This is a genomic window from Variovorax xiamenensis, assembly GCF_050916385.1.
Taxonomy (GTDB): Bacteria; Pseudomonadota; Gammaproteobacteria; order Burkholderiales; family Burkholderiaceae_C; genus Variovorax.
Map to the genome: position 1 here is coordinate 4,402,634 of NZ_CP139038.1, position 25,800 is coordinate 4,428,433.

General features: G+C 68.3%; 27 protein-coding genes and 2 riboswitches. Of the genes, 16 read left to right on the forward strand and 11 right to left on the reverse strand.

Annotated features, from left to right (window positions below):
• Positions 1–3: 3 nt before the first annotated feature.
• Genes SFB74_RS20075 through SFB74_RS20090 form a run of 4 tightly spaced genes read right to left on the reverse strand, consistent with a single transcriptional unit; the run spans position 4 to position 2,820 of the window.
• Positions 4–708, reverse strand: coding sequence for a M949_RS01915 family surface polysaccharide biosynthesis protein (locus SFB74_RS20075; RefSeq protein WP_432726035.1), 705 nt, complete (start codon positions 706–708; stop codon positions 4–6).
• Entirely contained in the window at positions 705–1,130 is a 426-nt protein-coding gene (locus SFB74_RS20080) for an acyl-CoA thioesterase (protein WP_432726036.1), read from the reverse strand. The genes SFB74_RS20075 and SFB74_RS20080 overlap by 4 nt, the downstream gene beginning before the upstream one ends.
• Complete coding sequence (locus SFB74_RS20085) at positions 1,127–1,978, reverse strand: DMT family transporter (protein WP_432726037.1); 852 nt, start codon at positions 1,976–1,978, stop codon at positions 1,127–1,129. Before SFB74_RS20085 ends, SFB74_RS20080 begins: the two co-directional genes overlap by 4 nt.
• A 59-nt stretch (positions 1,979–2,037) precedes the next feature.
• Positions 2,038–2,820: an SDR family oxidoreductase gene (locus SFB74_RS20090; RefSeq protein WP_432726039.1), complete on the reverse strand. Its 783-nt coding sequence runs from the start codon at positions 2,818–2,820 to the stop codon at positions 2,038–2,040.
• Between the two features lie 164 nt (positions 2,821–2,984).
• On the opposite strand from SFB74_RS20090, the gene SFB74_RS20095 reads away from it, so the two are divergent.
• Together SFB74_RS20095 and SFB74_RS20100 are read left to right on the forward strand one after the other, a co-directional pair.
• Positions 2,985–4,682: an electron transfer flavoprotein-ubiquinone oxidoreductase gene (locus SFB74_RS20095; RefSeq protein WP_432726041.1), complete on the forward strand. Its 1,698-nt coding sequence runs from the start codon at positions 2,985–2,987 to the stop codon at positions 4,680–4,682.
• Positions 4,683–4,848: 166 nt separating this feature from the next.
• Positions 4,849–5,334 carry a tetratricopeptide repeat protein gene (locus SFB74_RS20100; protein WP_432726043.1) on the forward strand — a complete coding sequence of 162 codons (486 nt, stop codon included), beginning with the start codon at positions 4,849–4,851 and terminating at the stop codon, positions 5,332–5,334.
• A gap of 44 nt (positions 5,335–5,378) precedes the next feature.
• Here SFB74_RS20100 and SFB74_RS20105 read toward each other — a convergent pair whose 3' ends face one another.
• The gene (locus SFB74_RS20105; RefSeq protein ID WP_432726045.1) at positions 5,379–5,927 is read right to left on the reverse strand and encodes a DUF3455 domain-containing protein; all 549 of its coding nucleotides are present in this window, start codon (positions 5,925–5,927) and stop codon (positions 5,379–5,381) included.
• Positions 5,928–6,033: 106 nt separating this feature from the next.
• Between SFB74_RS20105 and SFB74_RS20110 the strand changes: the two genes are divergently transcribed.
• Genes SFB74_RS20110 through SFB74_RS20135 form a run of 6 tightly spaced genes read left to right on the forward strand, consistent with a single transcriptional unit; the run spans position 6,034 to position 11,240 of the window.
• Entirely contained in the window at positions 6,034–6,642 is a 609-nt protein-coding gene (locus tag SFB74_RS20110) for an RNA polymerase sigma factor (protein WP_432726047.1), read from the forward strand.
• Positions 6,639–7,397 (forward strand): anti-sigma factor, encoded by a 759-nt coding sequence (locus tag SFB74_RS20115; RefSeq protein ID WP_432726049.1) that lies wholly within the window; start codon positions 6,639–6,641, stop codon positions 7,395–7,397. Before SFB74_RS20110 ends, SFB74_RS20115 begins: the two co-directional genes overlap by 4 nt.
• 38 nt (positions 7,398–7,435) lie before the next feature.
• A complete protein-coding gene (denD, locus tag SFB74_RS20120; RefSeq protein WP_432726050.1) occupies positions 7,436–8,455 on the forward strand; it encodes a D-erythronate dehydrogenase in 1,020 nt (339 codons plus the stop codon).
• Positions 8,456–8,506: 51 nt separating this feature from the next.
• Positions 8,507–9,475, forward strand: a complete 969-nt coding sequence (locus SFB74_RS20125; protein WP_432726052.1) for a TRAP transporter substrate-binding protein — start codon at positions 8,507–8,509, stop codon at positions 9,473–9,475.
• On the forward strand, positions 9,472–9,966 hold the full coding sequence (locus tag SFB74_RS20130) for a TRAP transporter small permease (RefSeq protein WP_432726053.1): 495 nt from the start codon (positions 9,472–9,474) through the stop codon (positions 9,964–9,966). Before SFB74_RS20125 ends, SFB74_RS20130 begins: the two co-directional genes overlap by 4 nt.
• On the forward strand, positions 9,963–11,240 hold the full coding sequence (locus SFB74_RS20135; protein ID WP_432726054.1) for a TRAP transporter large permease: 1,278 nt from the start codon (positions 9,963–9,965) through the stop codon (positions 11,238–11,240). The genes SFB74_RS20130 and SFB74_RS20135 overlap by 4 nt, the downstream gene beginning before the upstream one ends.
• A gap of 37 nt (positions 11,241–11,277) precedes the next feature.
• Here the strand turns inward: SFB74_RS20135 and SFB74_RS20140 are convergent, their stop codons facing one another.
• Positions 11,278–12,057: an AraC family transcriptional regulator gene (locus SFB74_RS20140; protein ID WP_432726056.1), complete on the reverse strand. Its 780-nt coding sequence runs from the start codon at positions 12,055–12,057 to the stop codon at positions 11,278–11,280.
• A gap of 98 nt (positions 12,058–12,155) precedes the next feature.
• On the opposite strand from SFB74_RS20140, the gene SFB74_RS20145 reads away from it, so the two are divergent.
• From SFB74_RS20145 to gcvP, 7 genes are all read left to right on the forward strand, one after another.
• Complete coding sequence (locus tag SFB74_RS20145) at positions 12,156–13,346, forward strand: MFS transporter (protein ID WP_432726057.1); 1,191 nt, start codon at positions 12,156–12,158, stop codon at positions 13,344–13,346.
• Positions 13,347–13,427: 81 nt separating this feature from the next.
• The gene (locus tag SFB74_RS20150; RefSeq protein WP_432726058.1) at positions 13,428–13,889 is read left to right on the forward strand and encodes a L,D-transpeptidase Cds6 family protein; all 462 of its coding nucleotides are present in this window, start codon (positions 13,428–13,430) and stop codon (positions 13,887–13,889) included.
• Between the two features lie 102 nt (positions 13,890–13,991).
• Positions 13,992–14,552, forward strand: a complete 561-nt coding sequence (locus SFB74_RS20155) for a hypothetical protein (protein ID WP_432726060.1) — start codon at positions 13,992–13,994, stop codon at positions 14,550–14,552.
• Between the two features lie 78 nt (positions 14,553–14,630).
• The gene (locus SFB74_RS20160; protein WP_432726061.1) at positions 14,631–15,011 is read left to right on the forward strand and encodes a YkvA family protein; all 381 of its coding nucleotides are present in this window, start codon (positions 14,631–14,633) and stop codon (positions 15,009–15,011) included.
• A gap of 46 nt (positions 15,012–15,057) precedes the next feature.
• A riboswitch (glycine riboswitch) is annotated at positions 15,058–15,150 on the forward strand.
• A 12-nt stretch (positions 15,151–15,162) separates the two neighbouring features.
• Positions 15,163–15,276: riboswitch (glycine riboswitch) on the forward strand.
• Positions 15,277–15,405: 129 nt separating this feature from the next.
• Positions 15,406–16,500, forward strand: a complete 1,095-nt coding sequence (gene gcvT, locus SFB74_RS20165; protein WP_432731968.1) for a glycine cleavage system aminomethyltransferase GcvT — start codon at positions 15,406–15,408, stop codon at positions 16,498–16,500.
• Between the two features lie 72 nt (positions 16,501–16,572).
• Complete coding sequence (gene gcvH / locus SFB74_RS20170; RefSeq protein ID WP_093201071.1) at positions 16,573–16,944, forward strand: glycine cleavage system protein GcvH; 372 nt, start codon at positions 16,573–16,575, stop codon at positions 16,942–16,944.
• Between the two features lie 54 nt (positions 16,945–16,998).
• Positions 16,999–19,911 (forward strand): aminomethyl-transferring glycine dehydrogenase, encoded by a 2,913-nt coding sequence (gene gcvP, locus SFB74_RS20175; protein WP_432726062.1) that lies wholly within the window; start codon positions 16,999–17,001, stop codon positions 19,909–19,911.
• 19 nt (positions 19,912–19,930) lie between these two features.
• Here gcvP and SFB74_RS20180 read toward each other — a convergent pair whose 3' ends face one another.
• From SFB74_RS20180 to SFB74_RS20195, 4 genes are all read right to left on the reverse strand, one after another.
• Positions 19,931–20,185, reverse strand: a complete 255-nt coding sequence (locus SFB74_RS20180; RefSeq protein ID WP_432726063.1) for a hypothetical protein — start codon at positions 20,183–20,185, stop codon at positions 19,931–19,933.
• 131 nt (positions 20,186–20,316) lie between these two features.
• Positions 20,317–21,225 carry a DUF3014 domain-containing protein gene (locus SFB74_RS20185; RefSeq protein WP_432726064.1) on the reverse strand — a complete coding sequence of 303 codons (909 nt, stop codon included), beginning with the start codon at positions 21,223–21,225 and terminating at the stop codon, positions 20,317–20,319.
• Positions 21,226–21,365: 140 nt separating this feature from the next.
• Positions 21,366–22,043 (reverse strand): alpha/beta hydrolase, encoded by a 678-nt coding sequence (locus SFB74_RS20190; protein WP_432726066.1) that lies wholly within the window; start codon positions 22,041–22,043, stop codon positions 21,366–21,368.
• A 47-nt stretch (positions 22,044–22,090) separates the two neighbouring features.
• Positions 22,091–23,137 (reverse strand): NAD(P)H-dependent flavin oxidoreductase, encoded by a 1,047-nt coding sequence (locus SFB74_RS20195; RefSeq protein ID WP_432726067.1) that lies wholly within the window; start codon positions 23,135–23,137, stop codon positions 22,091–22,093.
• A gap of 221 nt (positions 23,138–23,358) precedes the next feature.
• On the opposite strand from SFB74_RS20195, the gene SFB74_RS20200 reads away from it, so the two are divergent.
• Positions 23,359–24,249, forward strand: a complete 891-nt coding sequence (locus tag SFB74_RS20200; protein ID WP_432726068.1) for a hypothetical protein — start codon at positions 23,359–23,361, stop codon at positions 24,247–24,249.
• Between the two features lie 40 nt (positions 24,250–24,289).
• Here the strand turns inward: SFB74_RS20200 and SFB74_RS20205 are convergent, their stop codons facing one another.
• Complete coding sequence (locus SFB74_RS20205; RefSeq protein ID WP_432726069.1) at positions 24,290–25,591, reverse strand: UDP-N-acetylglucosamine 1-carboxyvinyltransferase; 1,302 nt, start codon at positions 25,589–25,591, stop codon at positions 24,290–24,292.
• Positions 25,592–25,800 lie beyond the last annotated feature (209 nt).

Genomic DNA, 25,800 nt, shown 5'->3' on the forward strand with positions numbered 1-25,800 from the left:
GCTTCAGCGCCGGGCGCCCTCTCTTCTTGGAACGAAGTCGTAGGAGTTGTCGAAGCCGAATTGGCCGGCCTTGTACATCGCCGCCATCTTCTTCACGAGGTGCTGCTGCACCGGCTTCGGCAGCGCGAAGTAGTTGCCGTTGGCGGTCGTCCTGCGATCGCCGTCGAGGTGGCCGGTGATGGCGTGGATCGTCGCCTTGCGGCCCTGGTGGAAAACGACGATCTTGATGCGCCCGACGAAGTCGTCGTTGTCGATGCGATCGGCGCCGTCGTGCTCGAAGAAGCGATACACGAGGACGGGGTCGACCAGGCCGTCGCCGTCGATGTCATCGAGTTCGACGAGCTTCGAGCGGAAATTGAGGCCGGCCTCGTCCTTGCCCGCGAAGTCGCGGATCGACCACTCGGGCGTCAGGCTGGCGTTGTCGGCGCCCACCTTGTAGAGCGTGGCCTGGATGGCCGAGGACAGCTTTTCCTCGGGGAACGGCAGATCCTGCTTCTCGCCGAGCAGCAGGACATGGCTGCCGGCCTTGTCCGAATAGCAATAGCGCTTGAACACCGGTAGTTCGAATCCGGCCTTCTTCAGTACGTCGGCGTTCAGGTAGGGCGCCGTGGCGGGGCATTCGTTGCGGTCCTTGCCGGGCGGCGTCTGGGCCTGGCTGCCCATCGCGAGCGATGCGAGCAAGGCAGCGGCCAGGAGCGCTCCCTTCATTCGCCGCTTACCAGCGCTCGCAGCCAGTCGGGCAAGGTCAGTGCCTTCTGCTTCGGAAAGTCGACCCAGATGGTGGTCGCGCCGCCGGCGGCGCAGATCACCTCGGGCTCTTCCTCGCGGGCCATGGTGGCCCAGCTCTCGAAGGTGGTGCGGCCCGGGTCGCTCACGTACATCTTGAGCAGCACCTTGCCCGGGTACTCGATCTGCCGGTAGAAGTTGCAGAAGGCGTTGACGATCACCATGCCCTCGCCATTCGGCTGCGGCTCGAAGCCGATGGAGTGCATCCAGTCGATGCGCGCGGTTTCGAGGTAGCGGAAGTAGGTGCCGTTGTTCAGGTGGCCCATGGCGTCCATGTCGCCCCAGCGGATGGGAATGGACGTCTCGTACACCAGCTTCTTCTTTTCGGGGATTTCGATTCTCATCGGTGCGCCTTGATGGATGCGAGGATGCCCAGAACGAAAAGCGCCGCCGCGGCCCACTCGGTGGCCTGCGGCCAGCGGCCGTCCCAGACGAAGGAATAGAGGAGCGCGAACAGCGTCTCGCTGACGATCAGCTGCCCGCAGAGGCTGGCCGACAGCCGCTGGCTCGCGATGTTCCAGAGGATGGTCGCGAGCCACGACGAGCCGAAGCCGCTGGCCAGCGCGATCCACATGAAGAGCATGCCGTCGGGCTGCGCCTTCAGCGTGGCCACGTCGCTGCCCGCGATCAGCCACAGCAGCAAGGCACCGAGGCCGGTCGCCACGCCAAGCCAGTTGGCCCAATCGGTTGCGTTGAGATCGGTGTGCCGCTGCAGCCAGGCGGCGTTGAGCAGGCCGTACACGGTCCAGCTCACCATCGAGGCCAGCGCGAGCGCGATGCCCAAGCCGAAGCGGGCGCCGGCCTCGCCCCCGGCGCCGTGCTGCGCCGACCACGCGCCGTGGATCATCAGCGCGATGCCCGCGCCCGTGAGCAGCAGCCCCGGCAGCAGAGAACTCATGCGCAGGCCCGCCGGACGGCCCAGCAGCATCATCCAGACGGGGATCGTGCCGATGATGAGGCTCGGCACCTCCGTGCCCGCGGCCTGGATGCCGAAGGCCAGCAGCAGGTAGTAGCCGCTGAAGCCCAGCACGCTGAGCCCGAGCGCCGCGAGCGCCTGTTGCCCGCTCGGCCAGCGCGAGGCGGCCGGCCGCGCGAACACCGCGAGCCCCGAGATGGCGCCGAACACCAGGAAGCGCGCCGCGGTGATGTCGACCATGCCGAAGTGGCCCACCATGCGCGGCGCCACGAACACCAGCCCCCAGAGCGCGCCCGCGCCCAGGCCGGCGGCAATGCCGATCCAGGCCCGCGGGCTCAGAGCGCGAACCCGTCGTCGGCCGCGATGACTGCGCCGTTCACGAAGTGGCTCTGGCCGCTGGCCAGCAGCACGATCAGCCCGTCGAGGTCTTCCGGCTTGCCCACGCGCTTGCGCGGCAGCATGTTGACCAGCTTGGCGCCGCCTTCGGTGCTCCAGTGCTCCTCGTTGAGCTCGGTCGTGATGTAGCCCGGGCATAGCGCGTTCACGTTGATGCCGAAGCGGCCCCACTCGAGCGCCATGGCCTTGGTCATCTGCACCACCGCGGCCTTGCTCATGCAGTAGGTGCCGATCTGCGGCATGACCTTGAGCGCCGCGGCCGAGGCGATGTTGATGATGCGCCCGCCGATGTAGGTGCCAGGCGCAGTGCCCCTGGCGCGCGCCAGCATGCGCTTGCCGACTTCCTGCGCAACGAAGAAGGAGCCCTTCACGTTGGTGTCGAAGATGTAGTCGTAGTCGTCGGGCGTCACGTCCTGCAGGCGCTGCGTGGTGCTCACGCCCGAATTGTTGACCAGGATGTCGATGGGGCCGACCTCGGTTTCGGCGCGCGCCACGGCGGCCTTGATGCTGCCGATGTCGGTGACGTCGAGCTCGACAACGTGCGCGTCGTGGCCCTCGCCTTCGATGCGCGCGCGCAGCTCCTTGAGCTTCTCGACGCGGCGACTTGCCAGCACCACCGCCGCGCCGGCACGCGCCAGCGTCTTCGCGAACTGGGCGCCGAGCCCGCTGGAGGCGCCGGTGACGAAGGCCACGCGGCCGGAGAGATCGATGCTGTAAGCCATGAACTGGATCCTGTGGAGTCGCGCAGGTGACGCGGGAAACCCCGCCCGCGAGCGGTAGGGAGCATGCCTGGACGCGACAGGGAGCATGCCCGGACGCCGCATAAAATGCCCCGCAATCCCGGGAAGCCCCCGCGCCCCGAAAAATCATTATCGATCCAACCCACATGACGCACGACGAAATCCTCGCCCAGTTCGGCCCTCGCGAAGCCATGGAATACGACGTGGTCGTGGTCGGCGGCGGCCCCGCCGGCCTGTCGACCGCGATCCGGCTCAAGCAGCTCGCCGCGCAGCACGAGAAGGAGATTTCGGTGGTGGTGCTCGAGAAGGGCTCCGAGCCCGGCGCGCACATCCTCTCGGGCGCCATCATGGATCCGCGCGCGCTCAACGAGCTGCTGCCCGACTGGAAGGAACTCGGCGCCCCGCTGAACCAGCCGGTCACCGACGACGCGATGGTGTTCCTGGGCGAGAAGTCGGGCCTGCGCACCCCCAACCTCTTCCTGCCGGCCTGCTTCCAGAACCACGGCAACTACATCATCAGCCTGGGCGCCTTCACCAAGTGGCTGGCGCAGCAGGCCGAGAACCTGGGCGTGGAGATCTTCCCGGGCTTCCCGGCCGCCGAGGTGCTCTACAACGAAGACGGCTCGGTGCGCGGCGTGGCCACCGGCAACATGGGCGTCGGCAAGGACGGCGAGCCCACCGAGAACTTCCAGCTCGGCATGGAACTGCTGGGCAAGTACACCGTGTTCGCCGAAGGCGCGCGCGGCCACCTGGGCCGCCAGCTCATCGCGAAGTACAAGCTCGACGCCGGCAAGGACCCGCAGACCTACGGCCTCGGCGTGAAGGAAGTCTGGGAAATCGACCCCAAGCGCCACCAGCCCGGCTTCGTGCTGCACACCGCCGGCTGGCCGATGAAGAGCGACACCTACGGCGGCGCCTTCCTCTATCACATGGAGGACAACAAGGTCACCATGGGCTTCATCACGGGCCTGGACTACAGCAACCCCTACCTGAGCCCCTTCGAGGAAATGCAGCGCTGGAAGCTGCACCCCAACATCCGCTGGTACCTAGAAGGCGACGAAGCCAAGGGCATCAAGCCCGCCAAGCGCATCGGCTACGGCGCGCGCGCCATCACGGCCGGCGGCCTGATGTCGCTGCCCAAGACGGTGTTCCCGGGCGGCGCGCTGGTCGGCTGCGAGGCCGGCTACCTCAACGTGAGCCGCATCAAGGGCAGCCATGCCGCCATCAAGACCGGCATGCTGTGCGCCGAGGCCGCATTCGACGCGGTCGTGGCCGGCCGCCAGCACGACGAACTCACGGCCTACCCGACGGCCTTCGAGAAGAGCTGGCTGCACACCGAACTGAACAAGGCCCGCAACTTCAAGGCCTGGTTCAAGAAGGGCCTGGGCATCGCGACCTTCATGAACGGCGTCGAGCAATGGCTGCTCAAGGGCCACATTCCATGGACCCTGCGCCGCAACAAGGCCGACCACCTGTACCTGAAGCCCGCTGCGGAGTGCAAGCCCATCGTCTACCCCAAGCCCGACGGCAAGCTCACCTTCGACCGCCTTTCCAGCGTGTTCATCAGCAACACCAACCATGAAGAGCAGCAGCCGGCCCACCTGACGCTCAAGGACGCGACGGTGCCGGTGAACGTCAACCTCGCGAAGTTCGCGGGCCCCGAGAGCCGCTACTGCCCCGCCGGCGTGTACGAGTTCGTCGGCACCGACGACGGCAAGCAGCGCCTGCAGATCAACGCGCAGAACTGCGTGCACTGCAAGACCTGCGACATCAAGGACCCGACGCAGAACATCGTGTGGGTCACGCCCGAAGGCGGCGGCGGCCCGAACTACGTCGGCATGTAAGGCGCCGCGCCTGCATGGAAACGGAAAGCCCTCTTCGGAGGGCTTTTTTCTTTTCGCGCCGATGCGTCCGTTTCGAAGCCGGTGGCGTAAGTGGGTTCAGGACGGCGATGCAAGTCCGAGTCGCCGTCCGCCAACCCGTTCAACTTCTCGAAGAGGATCTTCCGCCATGACCACCCTGCTCCATCGCATCGCTATCGCCGCCGCAGTGACTCTCGCAGCCGGCCACGCGCTCGCCGCCGATCCGGCGCCCGCCCCCGCGCCGGCCGCCAAGGCCGCACCCGCCAACAAGCTCGCCGCCGCTCGCGCCCTCATCGCCGAGAGCAAGTGGACCGCCGCCATCAGCGAGCTCGAACGCGTGAACGACACCGGCAACGCCGACTGGAACAACCTCATGGGCTACACCCTGCGCAAGTCGGGCGCGGGCAAGTGGAGCGCCTCGGAGAAGTACTACGACGCGGCGCTGAAGATCGATCCGAAGCACGTCGGCGCGCTCGAGTATTCGGGCGAGCTCTACATCTCGATGGGCGACCTGCCCAAGGCCGAGCAGCGCCTCGCCGCGCTGGGCCAGGCCTGCAACATGAGCTGCCCCGAGTACAAGGACCTGAAGGCTTCGGTCGAAAGCTACAAGGCCAACGGCGGCAAGAAGAGCTGAGCATGAAGCGGGCCGGTCGGCCCGCTTCATGCGGCCGTCCGGGACTACCTGGCGACCAGGAAGACGTAGTCCGCGCTGTAGTTCTGCCTGATGCGCTTGCCGGCATCCGCCTGTGTTTCGCACCCCTTGGCCGGCGCGTTGCCGCCGACGGTGTCGATGCGCTGCACGCCGGTGACGCCAGCCAGCTTGCCCGCGCCGCCCGCCTGCCTTGCCGTCAGCAGAAGCCATGGAATGTCGCCCTCGCGACGACCGTCGGCCCGGGCCTTCACGGTGCCGAGGACCTTGCTGCCGTCGAGCGCGGTCCAGTTCGGACCCGCGCCGTGAGTGCCGACCTTGGCGCCGCCAGGGCCGTCGAAGAGTTCCGCTTCGGGCGCGACGAACTGCCAGGCCAGCGTGCCCTTGTCGCCAGCCTTGCACTCGTAGATCTGCACGCCGGTGGCGTGCCAGGTGAAGGCGGCGCGCTCGCCATCGGGCGCCTTGATGGCGGCGGGCAGCCCGACGGCCGACGATGCGCAGGCGGCGAGCAGTGCGGCGCCCAGCAGGACCGCAGGGAGGATTCGTGTGGACGTGGAAGACGTGGAGTTCGGTGTCATGGCATTTCCCGGTTGGCGGATGAAGGAAAACAAGAATGCGGGCCGGACCATCCGGCCCCTTCCCAGAAACGACACGCGCGCAGGAACGGATGCAATACTCGAGCGCATGAATAGAAATATTCTGATGAGCCTGCAGGAGCTGATCGCCGGCGCGGCCCGCGGCGACCACGCCTGCTTCGCCCAGATCTACGAGCGCACGCACATGCATCTGTTCGGCGTGGCTGTTCGTATGTTGGGCAATGAACAGGCGGCCGAGGACGTGCTGCAAGAGGCCTATGTGAGCATCTGGAAGAACGCGGGCGGCTACCGCTCCAGCGTCGACGGGCAGGAGATCCAGCCCATCACCTGGCTGATCGCGATCGTGCGCAACAAGGCGCTGGATGCGCTGCGCGCCCGCACGCGGCGCCATGCCCACGAGCAGCCGCAGGCCGTAGATGCGGATGCGGACGACGAAGCCGACACCACGGCCGACCCTGCCCCCGGCGCCGCGCAGCTCTTCGACCAGGCCATGCACGCGCTGCGCATCGAAGGCTGCATGTCGTCGCTCGACGGCAGCTTCCGCCAGAGCCTGGCGCTCGCCTACTACCAGGGCCTGTCGCACACCGAGGTCGCCGCGCAACTGAATGCGCCGCTCGGCACCGTCAAGGCATGGATACGCCGCGGCCTCGACAAGCTGCGCGCCTGCCTGGGCGCACAGGGGGTGGCTGCGCCATGAGATACACCGACCCTCGCCTTCTCGATGCGCTGGCGTCGTCCTATGCGCTGGGCACGCTGGCTGGCGGCGCGCGGCGGCGCTTCGAGCGGCTGATGCGCGACCGCGCCGACGTGCGCGACGTGGTCGCGCAGTGGGAACAGCGGCTCGGCCAACTGGCCCTGTCGGTTCCGCAGCGCAAGCCTTCGGCCGATGTCTGGCGCGCGATCGCGGCACGCACCCGGCCCGTCGATGCATCGTCGAATGCAGCGGAAGAGGCACGGCCCTCGCGCTGGCCGGGCTGGCTGAAAACCGCGGGCTTCGGCTTCGGCGGCGTGGTGGCGGGCCTCGTCGCCGCGACCGCGTTGTTCCTCGCCGCGCCCGGCGTCTTCATCACCAGCGATCAGCTCGCGATGCGCTCCGGCGAGCGCCTGCCGCAAAGCTACGTGGGCGTGCTCACCGACGGCGAAGGCCGGGGCCGGCTGCTGGTGAGTTCGCTGCGCTACGGCCGCACGGTCACGCTGAAGGTGCTGGGCGCGTCGGCGCTGCCCGTCCCGGGCGACGAACGGCTCGTGCTGTGGGCGATGCCCGCCGACGCGGCGCCCTTCGTCATCGGCACCGTGCCGGCGAGCGGAGCCGGCACCCTGACGCTGCCCGACACCTCCGAGAAGCTGCTCGCGCGGGTCTCGCGCCTCGTAGTGACGCGCGAGCGCAGCGCCTCGCCAGCGGCGCCGAGCGCCGACGTGGTGCTGAGCGGCGCCTGCGCCAAGCTCTGGTGAGCCTCGCTTATTCTTGCGGCTCACAGGAGACAAGACCCATGAAGATCGTCATCACCGGCGGCGCCGGTTTTCTCGGCGCGCGCCTTGCGCGCACGCTGCTCGCGCAAGGCAGCCTCTCCCTGGCTGGCGAGCCGGCCCGTTCCATCGAACGCATCACGCTGGTCGACCGCGCGGCGCCGCCAGCGGATCTTTCGGCCGACGCGCGCATCGCTGCCATCACCGGCGACCTGAACGACCAGCTCTCGGCGCAGGTCGATGCCACGCCCTGGCGCGAAGCCGACGCCGTCTTCCACCTGGCCGCGGCGGTGAGCGGCGAATGCGAGGCCGACTTCGACCTCGGCATGCGCAGCAACTTCGCCGCCACGCACGCGCTGCTCGAACGGGTCCGGGCACTGGGCACGAAACCCGTGCTGGTGTTCGCCAGCTCGCTCGCGGTATTCGGCGACTCGCCCGAGCAGCCCCTGCCGAAGGTGATCGAGGACCACACGCTGCCCACGCCGCAGACCAGCTACGGCATCCAGAAATTCATTGGTGAACAACTGGTGGCCGATTTCACGCGCAAGGGCTTCGTGCGCGGGCGCAGCGTGCGGCTCATGACGGTGAGCGTGCGCCCGGGCAAGCCCAACGGCGCCGCCTCGGGCTTCTTCAGCGGAATGATCCGCGAGCCGCTGGCGGGGCTGCGCGCGGCCTGCCCGGTGCCCGACGAGACGCCTGTCGCCATCGCGTCACCGGCGCGCACCGTCGAGGGCATCATCCGCGCCGCCGGGGCGAGCGACGCGCAATGGGGCCCGCGCACAGCGCTGAACCTGCCTTCGCTGCCGACCACGGTGGGCGAGATGGCCGCGGCCCTCGAGCGCGTGGCCGGCAAGGCGGCCACCGCCCTGCTCGACCGCACGCCCGACCCGGCGATCATGCGCATCGTCAAGACCTGGCCCGGCCGAATCGAGACCGCTCGCGCGAAGGCGCTGGGCCTCGCGGCGGACGAGAGCTTCGAGGCGGTCATCCGCGAATACGTCCGTGAAAATCCCGACGCGGTGAAGCTTCCGGTTACGGCATAGTCAGTTCAAGCGCGCCTGACGCGTTCCTGACCCAACCTCCCCGGAGACACCATGAAATTCGGCCCCATCGCCGCCGCTTGCCTTTCGCTCGCCCTGAGCTCGGTCGCCTTCGCGCAGACGACCATGAAGATCAGCATCTCGACCGCGCAGAACTCGCACCAGGGGGTTGCCATCGACACCTTCGCCAAGGAAGTCGAGAAGCGCACCGGCGGCCGGTACAAGGTGCAGACCTTCTACAACGGCTCCCTCGGCGGCGAACGCGAGTCGATCGAGGCCGTGCAGCTGGGTACGCAGGAGCTCGCGTTCTCCTCGACCGGCCCGGTGCCGAACTTCGTGCCCGAGACGAAGATCCTCGACGTGCCCTTCCTGTTCCGCGACAAGGCGCATGCACGCGCCGTGCTCGACGGCCCCATCGGCCAGGACTTGCTGACCAAGTTCGACGCCAAGGGCTTCAAGGCGCTGGCCTGGGCCGAGAACGGCTTCCGCCACATGACCAACAGCAAGCGCGACGTGAAGGCTCCAGAGGACCTGAAGGGCCTGAAGATGCGCACGATGGAGAACCCGGTGCATATCGCGGCCTACAAGGGCTTCGGCATCATCACCACGCCCATGGCCTTCCCCGAGGTCTTCACGGCGCTGCAGCAAGGCACCGTCGATGGCCAGGAGAACCCGCTGCCGGTCATCATTTCCGCCAAGTTCGACCAGGTGCAGAAGCACCTGTCGCTCACCGGCCATGTGTACTCGCCCTGCATCTTCCTGATGAACAAGGCAAGCTTCGACAAGCTGAGCGCCGCGGACAAGCAGGCCTTCATCGACGCCGCCAAGGAAGGCACGAAGGCCAACCGCGCGCGGGTGGACGAGGACGACGCCAAGGGCGTCGCCGACCTGCGCGCCAAGGGCATGACGGTGATCGACAACGTCGACAAGGCGAAGTTCGTCGCGGCACTCGCGCCTGTGAATGCCCAGTTCGAGAAGGAATTCGGCAAGGCGAATCTCGACAAGATCCGCGACTACAAGTGAAAGAAAAATTCCTAGGCATCGAGCGCTGGACCACCGGCGTGTCGATGGCCGGGGCGTGCCTGATGCTCGTCATCGCATCCGCCCTCGGCGTATTCCAGATCGTGACGCGCTTCGTGCTCGAGCAGCCCGCTGAATGGAGCGAGATCCTGATCCGCGTCAGCCTCATCTGGATGGTGTTCCTCGGCATCCCGATGGCGTTCCGCCAGGGTGCGATGGTGAGCGTCGACGTGCTCTACCGCTGGAGCCCGCCGCGCCTGCGCCGCGTGCTCGACGCGGTGGTCAGCGTCGCCGCGCTGGCGCTGATGCTGGTCATTCTCTGGTGGGGCTTCGACTACGCGATGCGCGGACGCGTGCAGTCGATGGCTGGCCTCGAGAGCATTTCGATGATGTGGTCCTACCTGGCGCTGCCGGTGGGTTCCGTTTTCAGCCTGTTCGGCATTGCCGGCAATTACCTCGATCCCAAGCGGCTCGAACTGGAGACCGCGCAATGAGCGTCGTGATGGTCGCGACGATGGTGCTTTGCTTTGCGCTGTCGATCTCGGTGGCCGTGTCCATCGGGCTGGCATCGATCCTGGGCATCCAGGTGACGAACGCCAACATGCTGATCTCCGTGAAGGAGATGTTCAACTCGATCAACAAGTTTCCGCTGGCGGCCATTCCGTTCTTCATCCTGGCCGGCAACCTGATGGAAACCGGCGGCATCTCGCGCCGGCTGGTGGAGTTCGCCAAGAGCATCGTCGGTGGCGTGCAGGGCGGCCTGCCGATGACCTGTGTGCTCACCTGCATGATCTTCGCCGCGGTGTCGGGCTCGTCGGTGGCCACCACCTTCGCGATCGGCGCCATCCTGATCCCCGCGCTCATCAAGCACGGCTATCCCACTTCGTACGCGGCGGCCCTGCAGGCCACCAGCGCGGAACTGGGCGTGATCATCCCGCCGTCGATCCCGATGATCCTCTACGGCGTGAGCGCCGAAGTGTCCATCGGCGAGCTGTTCATCGCGGGCTTCGGCCCGGGCATCCTGATCAGCCTGGCGCTCATGCTCTTCGTGTGGATCTACTGCAAGTGGAAGGGCCTGGGCAAGAACGACGGCGAGGGTCGCATGCCCTTCGGCCGGGCGCTGTGGCAGGCCGGCTGGGCGCTGCTGATGCCGGTGATCATCCTCGGAGGCATCTACGGCGGCGTGTTCACGCCGACCGAAGCTTCCGCGGTGGCGGTGCTCTATGCGCTGGTGGTCGGCATGGCGATCTACCGGGAGATCAGGCTGAAAGACCTGTACGCGATCCTGCGCAAGTCGGTGATGTCGTCGGCGGTGATCATGTTCATCATCGCCAACGCAGGGCTCTTCGCGTTCCTGATCACGCGCGCCGGCGTACCGGACGCCATCGGCCACTGGCTGCAGGAGGTGCTGAAGTCGCCGGCAATGTTCCTGCTGGGCGTGAACGCGGCGCTGTTCGTGATCGGCATGTTCATCGAGACCAGCGCGGCCATCATCGTGCTCGCGCCGATCCTGGCGCCGGTGGCGGTGCATTTCGGCATCGACCCGGTCCACTTCGGGCTGATCATGGTGGTGAACCTCGCGCTGGGCATGATCACTCCTCCTTTCGGCGTGAACCTTTTCGCCGCGTGCACCGTGGCGCGGATCTCGCTCGACCGCATCGTGAGGGACCTCGTGCCCTTCGTGCTGGTGATCCTCGCGTGCCTGATGGTGATCACCTACGTGCCGTGGGTCTCGCTGGCGCTGCGGGACCTGGTCTACTCGAGGTAGCGGCCAGGCCGGTGCATCGGACTGCAAGTCCTGCCGGTCAGCCGCGGCGCAGATAGATGCTCGGCGGCACGCCCAGCGTGCGTCGGAACATCGCGGTGAAGGCGCTCGGGCTCTCGTAGCCGTGCGCCAGCGCCACCTCGAGGATCGACGCGCCCGCCGCCAGTTGCGGCAGGCTCAGCAACAGCCGGGCTTGCCGGCACCACGCGCCGAAATTCATGCCCGTCTCGCGCTGGAACAGCCGCGCGAGTGTGCGGGTGTTCATGTGCAGGCGCAGCGCCCAGTCGTCCAGCGTGGCGGGCAGCGAAGGATCGCGCACCAGTTCCTCGCACAACGCGGCCAGCCGTGCATGGCGCGGCATGGGCACGTGCAGCGACAGCGCGGGCGCGGCTTCTATCTCGTCGAGGATCAACTCCATCACCCGCTCGTCGCGACCACCCGGCGCGTAGTCCAGCGGCAGCGAGACGGCCGCGACGATCAGCTCCCGCAGCAGCGCCCCGACATGGATGACGCGGCATTCGCCGCCCAGGTCCGCGCGCATGCCGGGCTCGACGAACACGGTGCGCATGCGCACCTCGCCCGCCATGCGGATCTGGTGCTCCATGCCGCCGGGCACCCACACGCCGCGCCCGGTCGGCACCACCCAGCTGCCGGCCGCGGCGCTCACCAGCATGACGCCAGAGATCGCGTGGATGAGCTGGCCGCGCCGGTGAGTGTGCGGCGGAATGAAGGCGTCGCCCGCCGGGTCGGTCGCCAGCACCGCGACGGCGCGCGGGGTCGACTCGCCCTGTTCGGGACGCAGGTTGATCTGATTGTCCATTTCTCGACGACGCTTGAGGATTCGTAGCGAGAACATCTTCTCATGGCTTCCTACGATGCTTTTTTCACCTCCTCCTGCAAACGAAAGAAGCATCCGTCATGAACAAGCGCCGACTCGGGCTGCTCACCGGCACCCATGCCGTCAACGACCTCTACCAGGGCCTCGTGCCCGCCCTGCTGCCCTTCATGGTGCTGGAGCGCGGCTACAGCTACACGGCCGTCAGCGGCCTGATGCTGGCGGCCACCGGCCTGTCGAGCGTGGTGCAGCCGCTGTTCGGCCTGTACGCCGACCGCCACCCGCGCAGCTGGCTGGTGCCCTCGGGCTTCCTGGTGGCGGCACTGGGCGTGGTGCTGGCGGGCCTGGGCCAGAGCTATCTGCTGACCTGGATCGCGATGGCGCTGTGCGGACTGGGCATCGCGGCCTACCACCCGCCGGCCACCGTGGCGGCGCGCGCGGCCGGCGGCGGCTCGCAGAAGGCGATGAGCGTGTTCTCGGTGGGCGGCACCATCGGCGCCTCGTTCGCGCCGGTGCTGGCGGCCACGGTGGTCGGCGGCGGGAGCCTGTCGCACAGCTACCTGCTGGGCGTGCCGGCGCTGGCGATGGGCGTGGTGTGGTTCGCCGCGAATGCACGTCGCGGCATGGCCTCGGGCAGCGCCGCCGCGGCAGCCCGCAAGGCCGGCGACCACCTGATGAAGCCGCTCAACGACTGGCGCGCCTTCGGGCTGCTGGTGGCGACCATCGTGGGCTGGTCGATCCCGTACGTCACGGTGATGTCGATGCTGTCGCTGCGCATCACGCGCGACCTGCACGGCTCGGCCTTCCAGGGCGCGGCGGCACTCACCGCATTCACGGCGGCGGGCGCGGTGGGCACGCTGCTCGGCGGCTGGCTGGGCGACCGCATCGGGCGCATGGGCACGATCCGCGCGGGCTACCTGTTCGCGCTGCCGTCGCTCGCGGGCATCGTGCTCGCGCCGAGCGCCGGCTGGGCGCTGGCATGCACCGGGCTCTTCGGCCTGTGCATGTTCCTGCCCTTCGCCGCGCAGGTGACCTTGGCGCAGGACTACCTGCCGCGCAACCCGGCCACGGCCAGCGGCATCGCGCTGGGGCTGGCGCTGTCGGTGGGCGGGCTGGTGTCGCCGCTCTTCGGCATGCTCTCGGACGCGCGCGGCCTCGGCGTCACGCTGACGGCGGTGCTTTGCGTGCTGTGCGTGGCGGCGGTGCTGGCGCTGCGGCTGCGCAACCGCACCGTGCAGGCCGCGCCTGCCGAGGCCGAAGGAGCCGCCGCCTGAAAAGAGCCCGGCGCATGTACGCTGCCAGAATCGGGCGCGGGGCCGGAGGGCCGGCGAACTGAGAAGGAGGGACACTGCGCCATGAATCGATTCCTGAGCTGCGTGCTGGGCGGCTTGCTGCTGGCCCCGGCCGCCTTTGCTGCCGGGCCCACGGCGACGGCAACACCGGCGGCCTCAGTCGCCGCACCGGCCGATCCCGCAGCCGGCATCCGCGAAGTCGAAACCGCCGTGCGCGCCTGGGCCGCGGCGTGGTCCGCGCGGGACGTGGCGCGCTACCTCGCCGCCTACGCGCCCGACTTCACGCCGCCGCGCGGCCAGGACCGCAAGGCGTGGGAGGCCGATCGCCGCGCGCGCATCGGCGAGAAGGCATCCATCAGCGTGGAAATCGACAGCCTCGTCATCAGCCTCAAGGGGCAGGCAGCCACCGCGAGCTTCACGCAGACCTACAGCGCCGACAAGCTGCGCGAGAAGAGCCGCAAGACGCTGGAGCTGCAGCGCGTGGGGGGCCGCTGGCTCATCCGCAAGGAGAGCGCGGGCGGCTGATGCAGGCGCCCGGACCAATGGCCCTGTAAGTCAAACGGTTCACGAAGATGTCACTACTTGCAACGATGCTGCAGCCCTCGTTTCCCGAAAGCTGTGGCTGCCATGTTTCCCACCAAGACCGACAAGGCGCGCAACGAACTCCAGGGCGGACAGCGCACGCTCACCCAGCGCGAACGCGCCCTGCTGCTGATGGCCGACGGCCGGCGCTCCCTGACCGACTTCAGTCCGCTCTTCGCCAATCGCGATGAAGCCGAGCGGGCCATCCAGGCGCTGATCGAGAAGGGCTACCTGCAGAGCCCCAAGGCCGCGGCGGCAGCTGCAGCCGCGCCCGTGGCCCCTCCCGCGCAGCCCGCGCCCTCGCCCATTCCCGCCGCCGAGCCGATCCAGGTGGCCACCTCGGCCGACACCTTCGACGGCAAGCGTTCGCTGGCCACCACGCGCATGTTCCTGTTCGACATCTGCGAGCGCATGTTCGTGCGCCGCGACCCGAAGTTCGCGCTGCAGATGCGCGACGCGCTGCGCGAAGCGCGCGACCGCGAGGCGATGCTGACCATCGCCGCGTTGATGCTCACCGAAATCGAGAAGACCGCCGGCGTCGAGCGCGCCGAATCGCTGCGCGAGCGCATCGACCGGCTGCTGCCGCCGGCCGAGGTCATGCACTGACCTTCCTGTGAAGACAGCGGCCGGCCCGGCCCGTGACACCATCGCCGGGTGAACTCCTCTCCTCCCGCCCCCACTTCGTTGTCCGCACGCCTTCGCGGCTGGGCCAGGCGCCTCAAGCGCGACGGCGTCACGCTCTGGTTCGCATGCCGGCACGCCTCCACGCCCTGGTATGCCAAGGCGCTGGGCGTCTTCGTGGTGGCCTATGCGCTCAGCCCGATCGACCTGATTCCCGACTTCGTTCCGGTGCTGGGCTACGTCGACGACGTGCTGCTGCTGCCGGGGCTGATCTGGCTCACGATCCGGCTGATTCCGACTTCCGTGCTCGCCGAATGCCGCGAGCAGGCCGACGCCTGGATGCGGAGTTCGGGCTCCAGGCCGACCAGCCGATGGGGTGTCGCGCTGGTCGTGGCCGTGTGGATCGCGGCCGGCGCCGGGGCCTGGTACCTGTGGGCGCGCTGAGTACGCAAGGGCAAATCCGCCGGCCGGCCCGCGCGATCCACTACACTTCCCGGGGTCAGGAGAGAGCCCCGCATGCCGGGGCCGCCGAAGGCGCAGGGGTTTCCCCCGAACGCTCAGGCAAAAGGACTGACGAGGCGCCGGTGAAAACCGGCGTTTCCTTGCTGGAGAGAGGCCGCCGCATCTGAAGCAGAAGCAGCGGCCCACCGAAGGAGCAAACCCCGATCGTGGGGCGAATCTCTCAGGTAAAGCGGACAGCAGGGGTGGCCCATGGCTTGCGTCATGGATTTCGACTGCCCCTTTGGAGTGCCCCGTGGCCGCTTCTTCCTCCGCTACTCCCGACGCCCCGCTTCTCAAGACGCCGCTGTACGACCTCCACCTGGAACTGGGCGCCCGCATGGTGCCCTTCGCCGGCTATTCGATGCCGGTCCAGTACCCCGCCGGCCTGATGGCCGAGCACAAGCACACGCGCGACGCGGCCGGCCTGTTCGACATTTCCCACATGGGCCAGCTGCGCCTGGTCGGGCCCGACGCCGCGGCCGCCTTCGAGACCCTGATGCCCGTCGACGTGATCGACCTGCCCGCCGGCAAGCAGCGCTACGGACTGCTGCTGGATGACGAGGGCGGCATCCTCGACGACCTGATGTTCTTCAACGAGGGCAACGGCTCGATCTTCGTGATCGTCAACGGGGCCTGCAAGGTGGCCGACATCGCCCACATCCAGCAGAAGATCGGCTCGCGCTGCGAAGTTCGCCCCCTGCCCGACCACGCCCTGCTCGCCCTGCAGGGCCCGCAGGCCGCCGCCACGCTGGCACGGCTGTCGCCCGGCGTCGAGCGCTTCGTCTTCATGACGGGCGGCGCGGTGCAGATCGGCGGCATTCCGGCCTTCGTCACCCGCAGCGGCTACACCGGCGAGGACGGCTTCGAGATCTCGGTGGCCGCATCCGACGCCGAGCGCCTCGCCCGCTTGCTGCTGGCCCAGCCCGAGGTCAAGCCCATCGGCCTGGGCGCGCGCAACTCGCTGCGGCTCGAAGCAGGCCTGTGCCTCTACGGCAACGACATCGACACCACCACCACGCCGGTCGAAGCCTCGCTCAACTGGGCGATGCAGAAGGTACGCCGCGCGGGCGGGGCACGCGAAGGCGGCTTCCCGGGCGCCGCGAAGATCCTCGCGCAGCTCGCCGCCTCCACTGCAGGAGCCGCCGGCCACACCGACCACGACACGCTGAAGCGCAAGCGCGTGGGCCTCGTCGCCCTCGAGCGCGTTCCGGTGCGCGACGGCACGGTGCTGCAGTCCTTCGAGGGCCACGACATCGGCGCCGTCACCAGTGGCCTGCTCGGCCCCACGGCCGACCGCTGCATCGCCATGGGCTACGTGGCCACCGCCTTCGCCGAGCCCGGCACGCGCGTGCAGGCCATCGTGCGCGGCAAGCCGGTGCCGATGGAGGTCTCGACCATGCCGTTCGTGCCCACCCGCTACTACCGCGGCTGACCTCATCCGAGTCAGACAGACCGGCTAGGCTCTGCACCCCGATCCATTTTTTCCACGAGGAGTTTTTCCACCATGAGCATCAAGTACACCAAGGACCACGAATGGGTGTCGGCCGAAGGCGACGCAGCCACCGTCGGCATCACCGTGCACGCGCAGGACGCGCTGGGCGACGTGGTGTTCGTCGACCTGCCCGAAGTCGGCAAGACCTTCGCGCAGGGTGAAGTCGCCGGCGTCGTCGAATCGGTCAAGGCCGCGGCCGACGTGTTCATGCCCGTGTCGGGCGAGATCACCGAAGTGAACGAAGCCCTGCGCGCCGATCCGTCGCTGGCCAACAGCGACCCGCTGGCCGCCGGCTGGTTCTTCAAGGTCAAGCTGAGCGACCCCGCGCAGCTCGACGCCCTGCTGGACGCGGCCTCCTACGACAAGTTCGCCGCCGAATCCTGATCCGCTGAGCCTTTCATCAGCACCTTTGTCTTTTCCCTCCGAGCCTTCACCGCCATGCCGACGCCCGCCCTTCCTTCTTTGCAAGAACTAGAGAACGCCGAAGAATTCCTCGCCCGCCACATCGGCATCGATGCGGCGGACGAGGCGCGCATGCTGCCGGCGATCGGCTCGGAGACGCGCGCCGAGCTCATCGACGGCATCGTGCCGGCGGCCATCCGCCGAGCGAAGCCGATGCGCCTGCCCGCGCCGGTGACCGAAGCCGACGCGCTGGCCGAGCTGAAGGCGATAGCGTCGAAGAACAAGGTGTTCCGCAACTTCATCGGCCAGGGCTACTACGGCAACCACACGCCGGGCGTGATCCTGCGCAACATCCTCGAGAACCCCGCCTGGTACACCGCCTACACGCCCTACCAGGCCGAGATCTCGCAGGGCCGCATGGAAGCCCTGCTCAACTTCCAGACGATGGTGTGCGACCTCACGGGCATGGCCATCGCCAACGCGTCGATGCTCGACGAAGCCACGGCCGCGGCCGAGGCCATGACGCTCGCCAAGCGCAGCGTGAAGAGCAAGAGCAATGTGTTCCTGGTCTCGGGCGACTGCCATCCGCAGACCATCGAGGTCATCAAGACCCGCGCCGCCCCGCTGGGCATCGAGGTCAAGGTGAGCACCGTGTCGGAAACGCTGCCGCACCTGATGGTGAGCGGCGCCTTCTTCGGCGTGCTCGCGCAGTACCCCGCCACCACCGGCCACGTGCACGACCTGCGCCCGCTCGCGGGCCATGCGCACCAGTGCGACGCGGCATTCATCGTCGCGGCCGACCTGCTGGCGCTGACGCTGCTTGCGCCTCCGGGCGAATGGGGTGCCGACATCGTCTGCGGCACCACGCAGCGCTTCGGCATGCCGCTTTGCAACGGCGGCCCGCACGCCGCCTACCTGGCCTGCCGCGACGAGTTCAAGCGATCGCTGCCGGGCCGCCTGGTGGGCGTGAGCGTCGACACGCACGGCCAGCCCGCCTACCGCCTCGCGCTGCAGACGCGCGAGCAGCACATCCGCCGCGAGAAGGCCACTTCCAACATCTGTACCGCGCAGGTTCTGCCGGCCGTGGTGGCCAGCATGTACGCCGTGTACCACGGTCCCGATGGCCTCACGCGCATCGCACAGCGGGTGGCCGCGCTCACCGCGGTGCTCGCCAAGGGCCTGTCGCTGATGGGCCGCGAGCCGGTGAACGCCACCGCCTTCGACTCGCTGACCATTCGCACCGCGGAAGACACGCAGTCGATCATCGAGCGCGCGCAGGCCGCCGGAGTCAACCTGCGCCAGCGCCTGCAGCAGCACCTGGGCATCTCGCTGGACGAGACCAGCACGCGCGCCGACGTCGAAACGCTGTGGGGCCTGTTCGCGCCCGCCGGCAAGCAGGCGCCGCGCTTCGACGATCTCTCGGGCAGCACCGTGCCTCTGATTCCCGAGGAACTGCGCCGCACCAGCGCATTCCTCACGCACCCGGTGTTCAACACCCACAAGAGCGAGACGGCGATGCTGCGCTACATCCGCAGCCTGTCGGACAAGGACCTCGCGCTCGACCGCAGCATGATCCCGCTGGGCAGCTGCACCATGAAGCTCAACGCGACCAGCGAGATGATCCCCATCACCTGGCCCGAGTTCGCCGACATCCACCCCTTCGCGCCGGCCGACCAGCTGCAGGGCTACGCCCAGCTCGATGCCCAACTGCGCGCCTGGCTGTGCGAAGCCACCGGCTATGCGGGCATCAGCCTGCAGCCCAACGCGGGCTCGCAGGGCGAGTACGCGGGCCTGCTGGCCATCAAGTCCTTCCATGAGGCCAAGGGCCAGGGCCACCGCAACATCTGCCTGATTCCTTCCTCGGCACACGGCACCAACCCGGCCAGCGCGCAGATGGTGGGCCTGCAGGTGGTGGTGACGGCCTGCGACGCGCAGGGCAACGTCGACATGGACGACCTGAAGCGCGCCTGCGAGAAGCACAGCGCCAACCTGGCCGCCGTGATGATCACCTACCCCAGCACGCACGGCGTGTTCGAGACCCGCGTGAAGGAGCTGTGCGAACTGGTGCACGAGCACGGCGGCCGTGTGTATGTCGACGGCGCCAACATGAACGCGCTGGTCGGCGTGGCCGCGCCGGGCGAGTTCGGCGGCGACGTGAGCCACCTGAACCTGCACAAGACCTTCTGCATTCCGCACGGCGGCGGCGGCCCCGGCGTGGGCCCCGTCTGCGTGGTGGAAGACCTCGTGCCCTACCTGCCGGGCCATGCCACGGCGGGCGTGTCGTCGAATGGCGTGGGCGCCGTGTCGGCCGCGCCGCTGGGCAACGCAGCCGTGCTGCCGATCAGCTGGATGTACTGTCGCATGATGGGCGCCAAGGGCCTGCAGGCCGCGACCGAGACGGCCATCCTCAGCGCCAACTACATCAGCGCGCGCCTGAAGGACCACTACCCCACGCTGTACGCGAGCCCCAACGGGCACGTCGCGCACGAGTGCATCCTCGACCTGCGCCCGCTCAAGGACACCAGCGGCGTCACCGCGGAAGACGTGGCCAAGCGCCTGATCGACTACGGCTTCCACGCGCCCACGCTGAGCTTCCCCGTGCCCGGCACGCTGATGGTGGAGCCCACCGAGAGCGAGCCGCTGGCCGAGCTCGACCGCTTCATCGACGCGATGATCGCCATCCGCGGCGAGATCCGCCGCATCGAGGAAGGCGTCTGGCCGAAGGAAGACAACCCGCTCAAGCACGCGCCGCACACCGCCGCGAGCCTGCTGGGCAGCGAGTGGAGCCACCCGTACTCGCGCGAACTCGGCGCGTTCCCGCTGGCCGCGCTCAAGAACGCCAAGTACTGGCCGCCCGTCGGCCGCGTCGACAACGTCTACGGCGACCGCAACCTGTTCTGCAGCTGCGTGCCGGTGAGCGAGTACAGCGAGGAAGCCGAAGAGGCCTGAGCGATCGGGCCGCGTCCTTCTACGACGAAGACTCGCGGCGATAGGTCGCCCACTTCACCGTCAGGATGTCCGCCGCGATCTTCGCGGCGTTGACGCCCGCATAGGCCTCGGACGGATCGAACTGGAAAGCCTCGCGGTATCGCCGGAGCTGCGCATAGTCCTGGTCGAAGGTCATCGGACCCATGAGTTCGGCGGGATCGGTGCCGGCCGGAAGCGCGAGGAATTTCTCCGAATCGGTGGCACTCTGGTAGAGGTCGACGCTCATCAGGTTCATACGCTTGTCCTCGAGATCTTGATCTTGGAGACCAAGCCTCGGCGACATCCACGCGGCATGCAATCGGTGCACGCCTACACGACGCGCCGGAGGATGCCCACGGCACCGGGCAGCTCGGGTTGCCGCCAGCGTCAGGGCTGCTTCTTCTTGGCCACGTCGCCCGTGGCGATCTGCTCGCGGAAGGCGCGCATGCTGGCCTTCAGCTTGCGCTCGTTCTCCAGCCCCATGCGCACCATGATCTTCTGCCCCGAGGACATGGCCTCGAGTTGCGGATCTGCGTACTCGTAGCGCACCCACGGGCGCTGCGAGGGAATGTCGCCCTTCACCTCGACCAGCCGCACCGCCACCGGGCCGGCGGGCTCGGGCGCCTGCAGCAGGTGGTCGATCACTGCGACGAGCCTGTCGTTGAAATAGCGCCCCGGATAACCCAGCTCTTCATACGCCTGCTGGAAGAGCGGATAGAGCCGTGCATAGGCCTTGGCCGCCTTCGCCGGATCGACCGATTCGGCGAACAGCACGATAGGGTTGTAGCGCGCCGCATTGTTGGCGGCGATGACCTGCTTGTCGCCCTGCCCCGACGTGATGAAGCGCTGCTTCGTCTGCTGCACCGGCCATGCGCTCGCGGGCGCCTGCTCGCGCGCGAGGTTGTCCACCGTGGCCACGAAGCGGCGCACGATGCCGTCGAACTGCAGGAAGTCGGCCACGTTCTTGCTGCCGAACAGGTCGACGAGCGCCTTCATCACGCGCGTGTCGGCATCGGTGGCGTTGGCGAGCCCCGCATCGGGCACCGCGATTCCATCCATCGGGTTTCGCGGTTCCTGGGATTGAGGTGCGGGCGCAGGTGCCGGCGGGGGCGGCGCTCCGTCGTTCGGCGCCGCGGCCACCGGCGTGGCTTCGGGCGGCTGCTGCTGTTGCTGGTACCAGCGCCAGCCGAAGAACGCGGCCGCCAGCAGCACGAGCACGCCGACGACGATGGTTCCTATGGGGGTTTCGCGGCGCGGCCTGAACTCGGGGGTGTCGCGGGTGTCGCTTTCGGGCATGAGGGCGTTTCCTTGTGCTGGAATGTCAGGAAGGCGAGCGGCTATGGTGCACCAGTTCGGGTCGCAGCCGGGCCACGTCGTCGTAACGCCCTGTGACGCAGCGGTCACGCGGAAGTTCAGTCGCTCGTGCCGTCAGTCCTTCATGCCGCGCCCACCTGCGTACTGAGCGACTGCAGCCACGCCAGCGTGGCCTGCAGCTCGGCCGGACGGATCTCGTGCGCGCCCGGAAAGTCCGTGCCCGACAGCGCCAGCGGCAGGGTGCGCGCAAGCTCGCGCGTGACCTGCGCGGCGCTCGGCGGGATCACGTTGTCGGCGCTGCCATGGCTCACCCACAGCGCCTTGCCCTCGAAGGCTTCGGGCGGCGCGATGTGCGGCACCACCTGCGACAGCAGCCGGCTGTGCCACACCATCGCGGCGCGCACGCTCTCTGGCCTGGTCAGCAGCAGCGACAGCGCCATGATCCCGCCCTGGCTGAATCCGCCCACGATCACGCGCTCGGGAGGCACGCCGAGCTGCTGCGCGGCCGAGGCGACCATCTCGCCGACGAGGAAGCGGCTTTCGCGCTCCTGTTCCTCGTCGATGCGGCGCTCGCCATCGGGCAGCACCTGGAACTCGAACCACGCGTACGCGTCGGGCGACAGCACATAGGGCGCACGCAGGCTCAGCACGTGGAACTGCGGCGGCATCATCCGCGCGAGGCCGAAGAGGTCTTGCTCGTTGCTGCCGACGCCGTGCATCAGCACCAGCAGCCACGGCTCGCGAACATCGGATTGCGCGCCGTGCGCGAGGAACTTCAGGGGCAGGTGAAGCTGGGTCATGGCTCTGGTTCTCTTTCCTTCTTTTTACTTTTCTTCTTTTTCTTTCTTCAGCGGAATCCCTTCGCCAGCTCGCGCGTGAGCTCGGCCGACGGAATCTCGCGGCAACCGGTCGCGTTCTGCCCCGACCACAGCGGAGAGAAGTCGCCGCTGCCCTGCGCTTCGGCCTTGGCGCGCAGCGGGGCGATGGCCGAGGTGGCCAGCGGAAACTCCGGCGCCGCCGCGCCGATGGGGCCGAGGTCGCGCATCACGCGATTCACGATGCCGCGCGCCGGCCGGCCGGTGAAGAGATTGGTGAGCGCCGTGTGCCGCGCGGCCTCGCCCTTGAGCGCCGCGCGATGGATCGTGCTGGTCGTCGCCTCGGGCGTGAGCATGTAGGCCGTGCCGATCTGCACGCCCGCCGCGCCAAGCGCCATGGCCGCCGCCACGCCACCCGCATCCACGATGCCGCCCGCAGCGATCACCGGCACCTTCACTGCCTTCACCAGTTGCGGCAGCAACCCGAAGGTGCCGAGCTGCTTCGTCAGGTCGTGCGAGAGGAAGTGGCCGCGATGCCCGCCCGCCTCCAGCCCCTGCGCGATGACCGCGTCGACGCCGTGCGACTCGAGCCACAGCGCCTCTTCGACCGTGGTGGCCGAGGCCAGCACCTTCGAGCCCCAGCCACGCACCTGCGCCATCAGCGCCTCGGGAGGCAGCCCGAAATGGAAGCTCACCACGGGCGGGCGGAACTCGGCCAGCAGGTCGGCCACCTCGGCGCTGAAGGGGTTGCGGCCCGGCCCGGCCGGGATGCTCGCGGCGTCGATGCCGAACTCCGCGTAATAAGGCGCCAGCGCTGTGCGCCAGGTGGCCTCGCGCTCGACGCTGGGCACGGGTGGCGTGTGGCAGAAGAAGTTGACGTTGTAGGGCTTGTCGGTACCCGCGCGGATCGCGGCGATCTCGCTGCGCAAGGCATCCATGCCCAGCATCGCGGCCGGCAGCGAGCCGAGGCCGCCGGCATTGCTGACCGCGACGGCCATCGCGCTGCCTTGTATGCCGGCCATCGGGGCCTGGATGAGGGGGAGTTCGGTGCCGAGAATCTGCTGCAGCGAGGTGGTCATTCGAAAGCGCTCCTTTGTCGGATGACGGGCATTCTCCGGCCAAGCCGTTGGGCGCTGTGGCCGCAAGGTCATCGCAATGATGCCTCGGCAGAATGGCGGCCATGCCAGGAAACCACGCCGCACCGAACACACCGCTCCAGCCGGCACGACGCACCACCGTTCTCGCGACAGCGATCGCCGGCCTGCTGGCCCTGGGCGGGTGTCCTCAGAAGGAAGCACCCGTGGCCACCAACGACGCGCCGGCGTCCGCAGCTGCAGCCGCGGTGGCGGCACCAGCGGCCGCACCCTCTTCCGCCACGCCGCCGACTGCCTCCGCCACCCTCAAGCGCGCCGAACTCATGGTGCTGGCGTTCCCCGATTCGCGGGGCGCGAGCGCGAAGCAAGGAGAACCCGACATCGTGCGGCTGCCCGAGATGGACAACGACGGCAAGGCAGTGCCCGGCAGCGAGGCAGAACAGAAGGCGCAGGTATCACCGCGCGAAGTGGTCAGGCTCGACGAAACCCATGCCGTGATGCTCACCGAGGCCGTGCCCGTCGACGACCGCGGCCAGCCGATGAACGGCCACCCGGACGGCGCATGGCTCGGCGCCTACTTCTTCGAGCAAGGCAGCGAGGGCTGGAAACTCACGGGCCGCGACGACGCCGTCGACTACCTCGGCTTCATGGGTTTCATGGGCAACACGACGGTCGAACGCATGGCGCCCCGGCGTTTCGCGCTCGCCATCACCAACGGCAGTTGCTGGCAGGGCTACTGCGGCCAGTGGCTGTCGGTGTACGGGCTCGAAACGGCCAAGGTGCGCCCCCTCGTCTCGGCCATTCCGCTATCGGCCACCAACGAAGGCGCCGACGAGGCCTGCGAGAAGGTACTGAAGATGCAGAAGCCCGACAGCCCGCCGCTGCGCGAGTGCTACAACATCAGCGGCACACCCCGCTTCGCGGCGGCGGACGCCGAAGACAGCGCCCCGGGCGAACTTCGCATTGCATTCAAGGGCGAGCGCACCGCCAGCGCCAAGGCCCGGCGCGTGGACACCGTCGACACCACGCTGGTCTACACCTACCGCAAGGACGCCTACGTGCTCACCGAGGGGCGCAACCCCGTACCTTCGTTCTGACGGCGGCGATGGCGCCCCGCGCCCTCGCCCGCCTGCTCATTCACTCCTCGCTCGTCCACTCCACCTGCACGCCCAGGCTGCGCAGGTTCTCCACGAAGCGCGGATGCGCGCGCCGGATGGGCGCCGCGTTGCGGATCTCGGAGCGGCCCTCGATGCTCGCCGCCACCATGAAGAGCGCGATCGCCACGCGGATGATGTACGGGCTCTCGACCACGGCCGGCGTCAGCGGGTTGCCGCCGAAGGTGATGAGCCGGTGCGGATCGGACGAGAACACATGCGCGCCGAACTTCGAGAGCTCGCCCGTCCAGCCCAGCGCGCCGTCGTACACCTTGTTCCAGAACATCGCATTGCCCTGGGCACGCACGCCCAGCGCGATGAAGATCGGCAGCAGGTCCACCGGAAAGTAAGGCCACGGCGCCGCCTCGACCTTGGTGAGCACGTTGCTCGTGAACGGCGTCTGCACCTTCAGCGGGCCGGAACGGATGGCGCGCGACCAGCCTTCCTTGTGCTCGATCTGCACGCCGAACTTGGCGAAGGTGCGGTCCAGCAGCGGGAAGTTTTCGGGGGCGCTGTTGCGCACGACCACGTCGCCGCCGGTGATGGCACCGAGCGCGAGGAAGGTGGTGATCTCGTGGAAGTCTTCGTCGAAGCGGAACTCGCCGCCCTTGAGCATGCCGCCGCCATGCACCGTGAGGCGCGAGGTGCCGATGCCCTCGATGCGCACGCCGATCATCGACATGAAGCGGCAGAACTCCTGCACGTGCGGCTCGGAGGCCGCGTTGGTCAGCGTCGAGGCGCCGTCCGTGGCGGCCGCGCACAGCACGAAGTTCTCGGTGGTCGTGACCGAGGCGTAGTCCAGCCAGTGGTCGGTGGGCATCAGCCGGCCCTTGCTGCGCACCAGCAGCGAGCCCTCGGTGCGCTCGACCTCGCCGCCGAAGCGCTGGAACACCTCCACGTGCGGATCGATCTCGCGCACGCCCAGCGTGCAGCCCTTGACGTTGTCCTCCAGCCGAGCCACGCCGAAGCGGGCCAAAAGCGGCGGCACCAGCATGATCGACGAGCGCATCTCCTCCGGCAGGCGGTGGCGCGATGCGTCGAAGGCGGTCTCGCGGTGATGCAGCTCGAGCGTGCCCGTCTCGTGGTCCATGCGCACGTCGCTGCCGAGGGTGCGGAAGATGTCGAGGATCTTGCGCACGTCGGTGATGTCGGGCACGCCATGCAGGCGCAGCGGCTCCCAGGTGAGAAGCGTGGCGCAGAGCACCGGCAGCACTGCGTTCTTGTTGGCGGAAGGGGTGATGCGGCCACGCAGCGGCGTACCGCCGTGCACGATGAGGTTGGACATGGAAGAAGAGAAAGCGAGCGGAAGCGGGAGGCGGCGGGAAAAGATTCGGAAATAGTCCGAAACGGGAGACAGGACTTTACCGTCTGAAAGCGGCACGAACGGCGCCGAAGTTGTAAGAACTCGCCGCAGAAGACGCCGTATTGGCAACTCTTTCGCATTACTTTCGTATTCCATCGGCCAGTTTTGCGCACCGACTCGCGACGAACTTG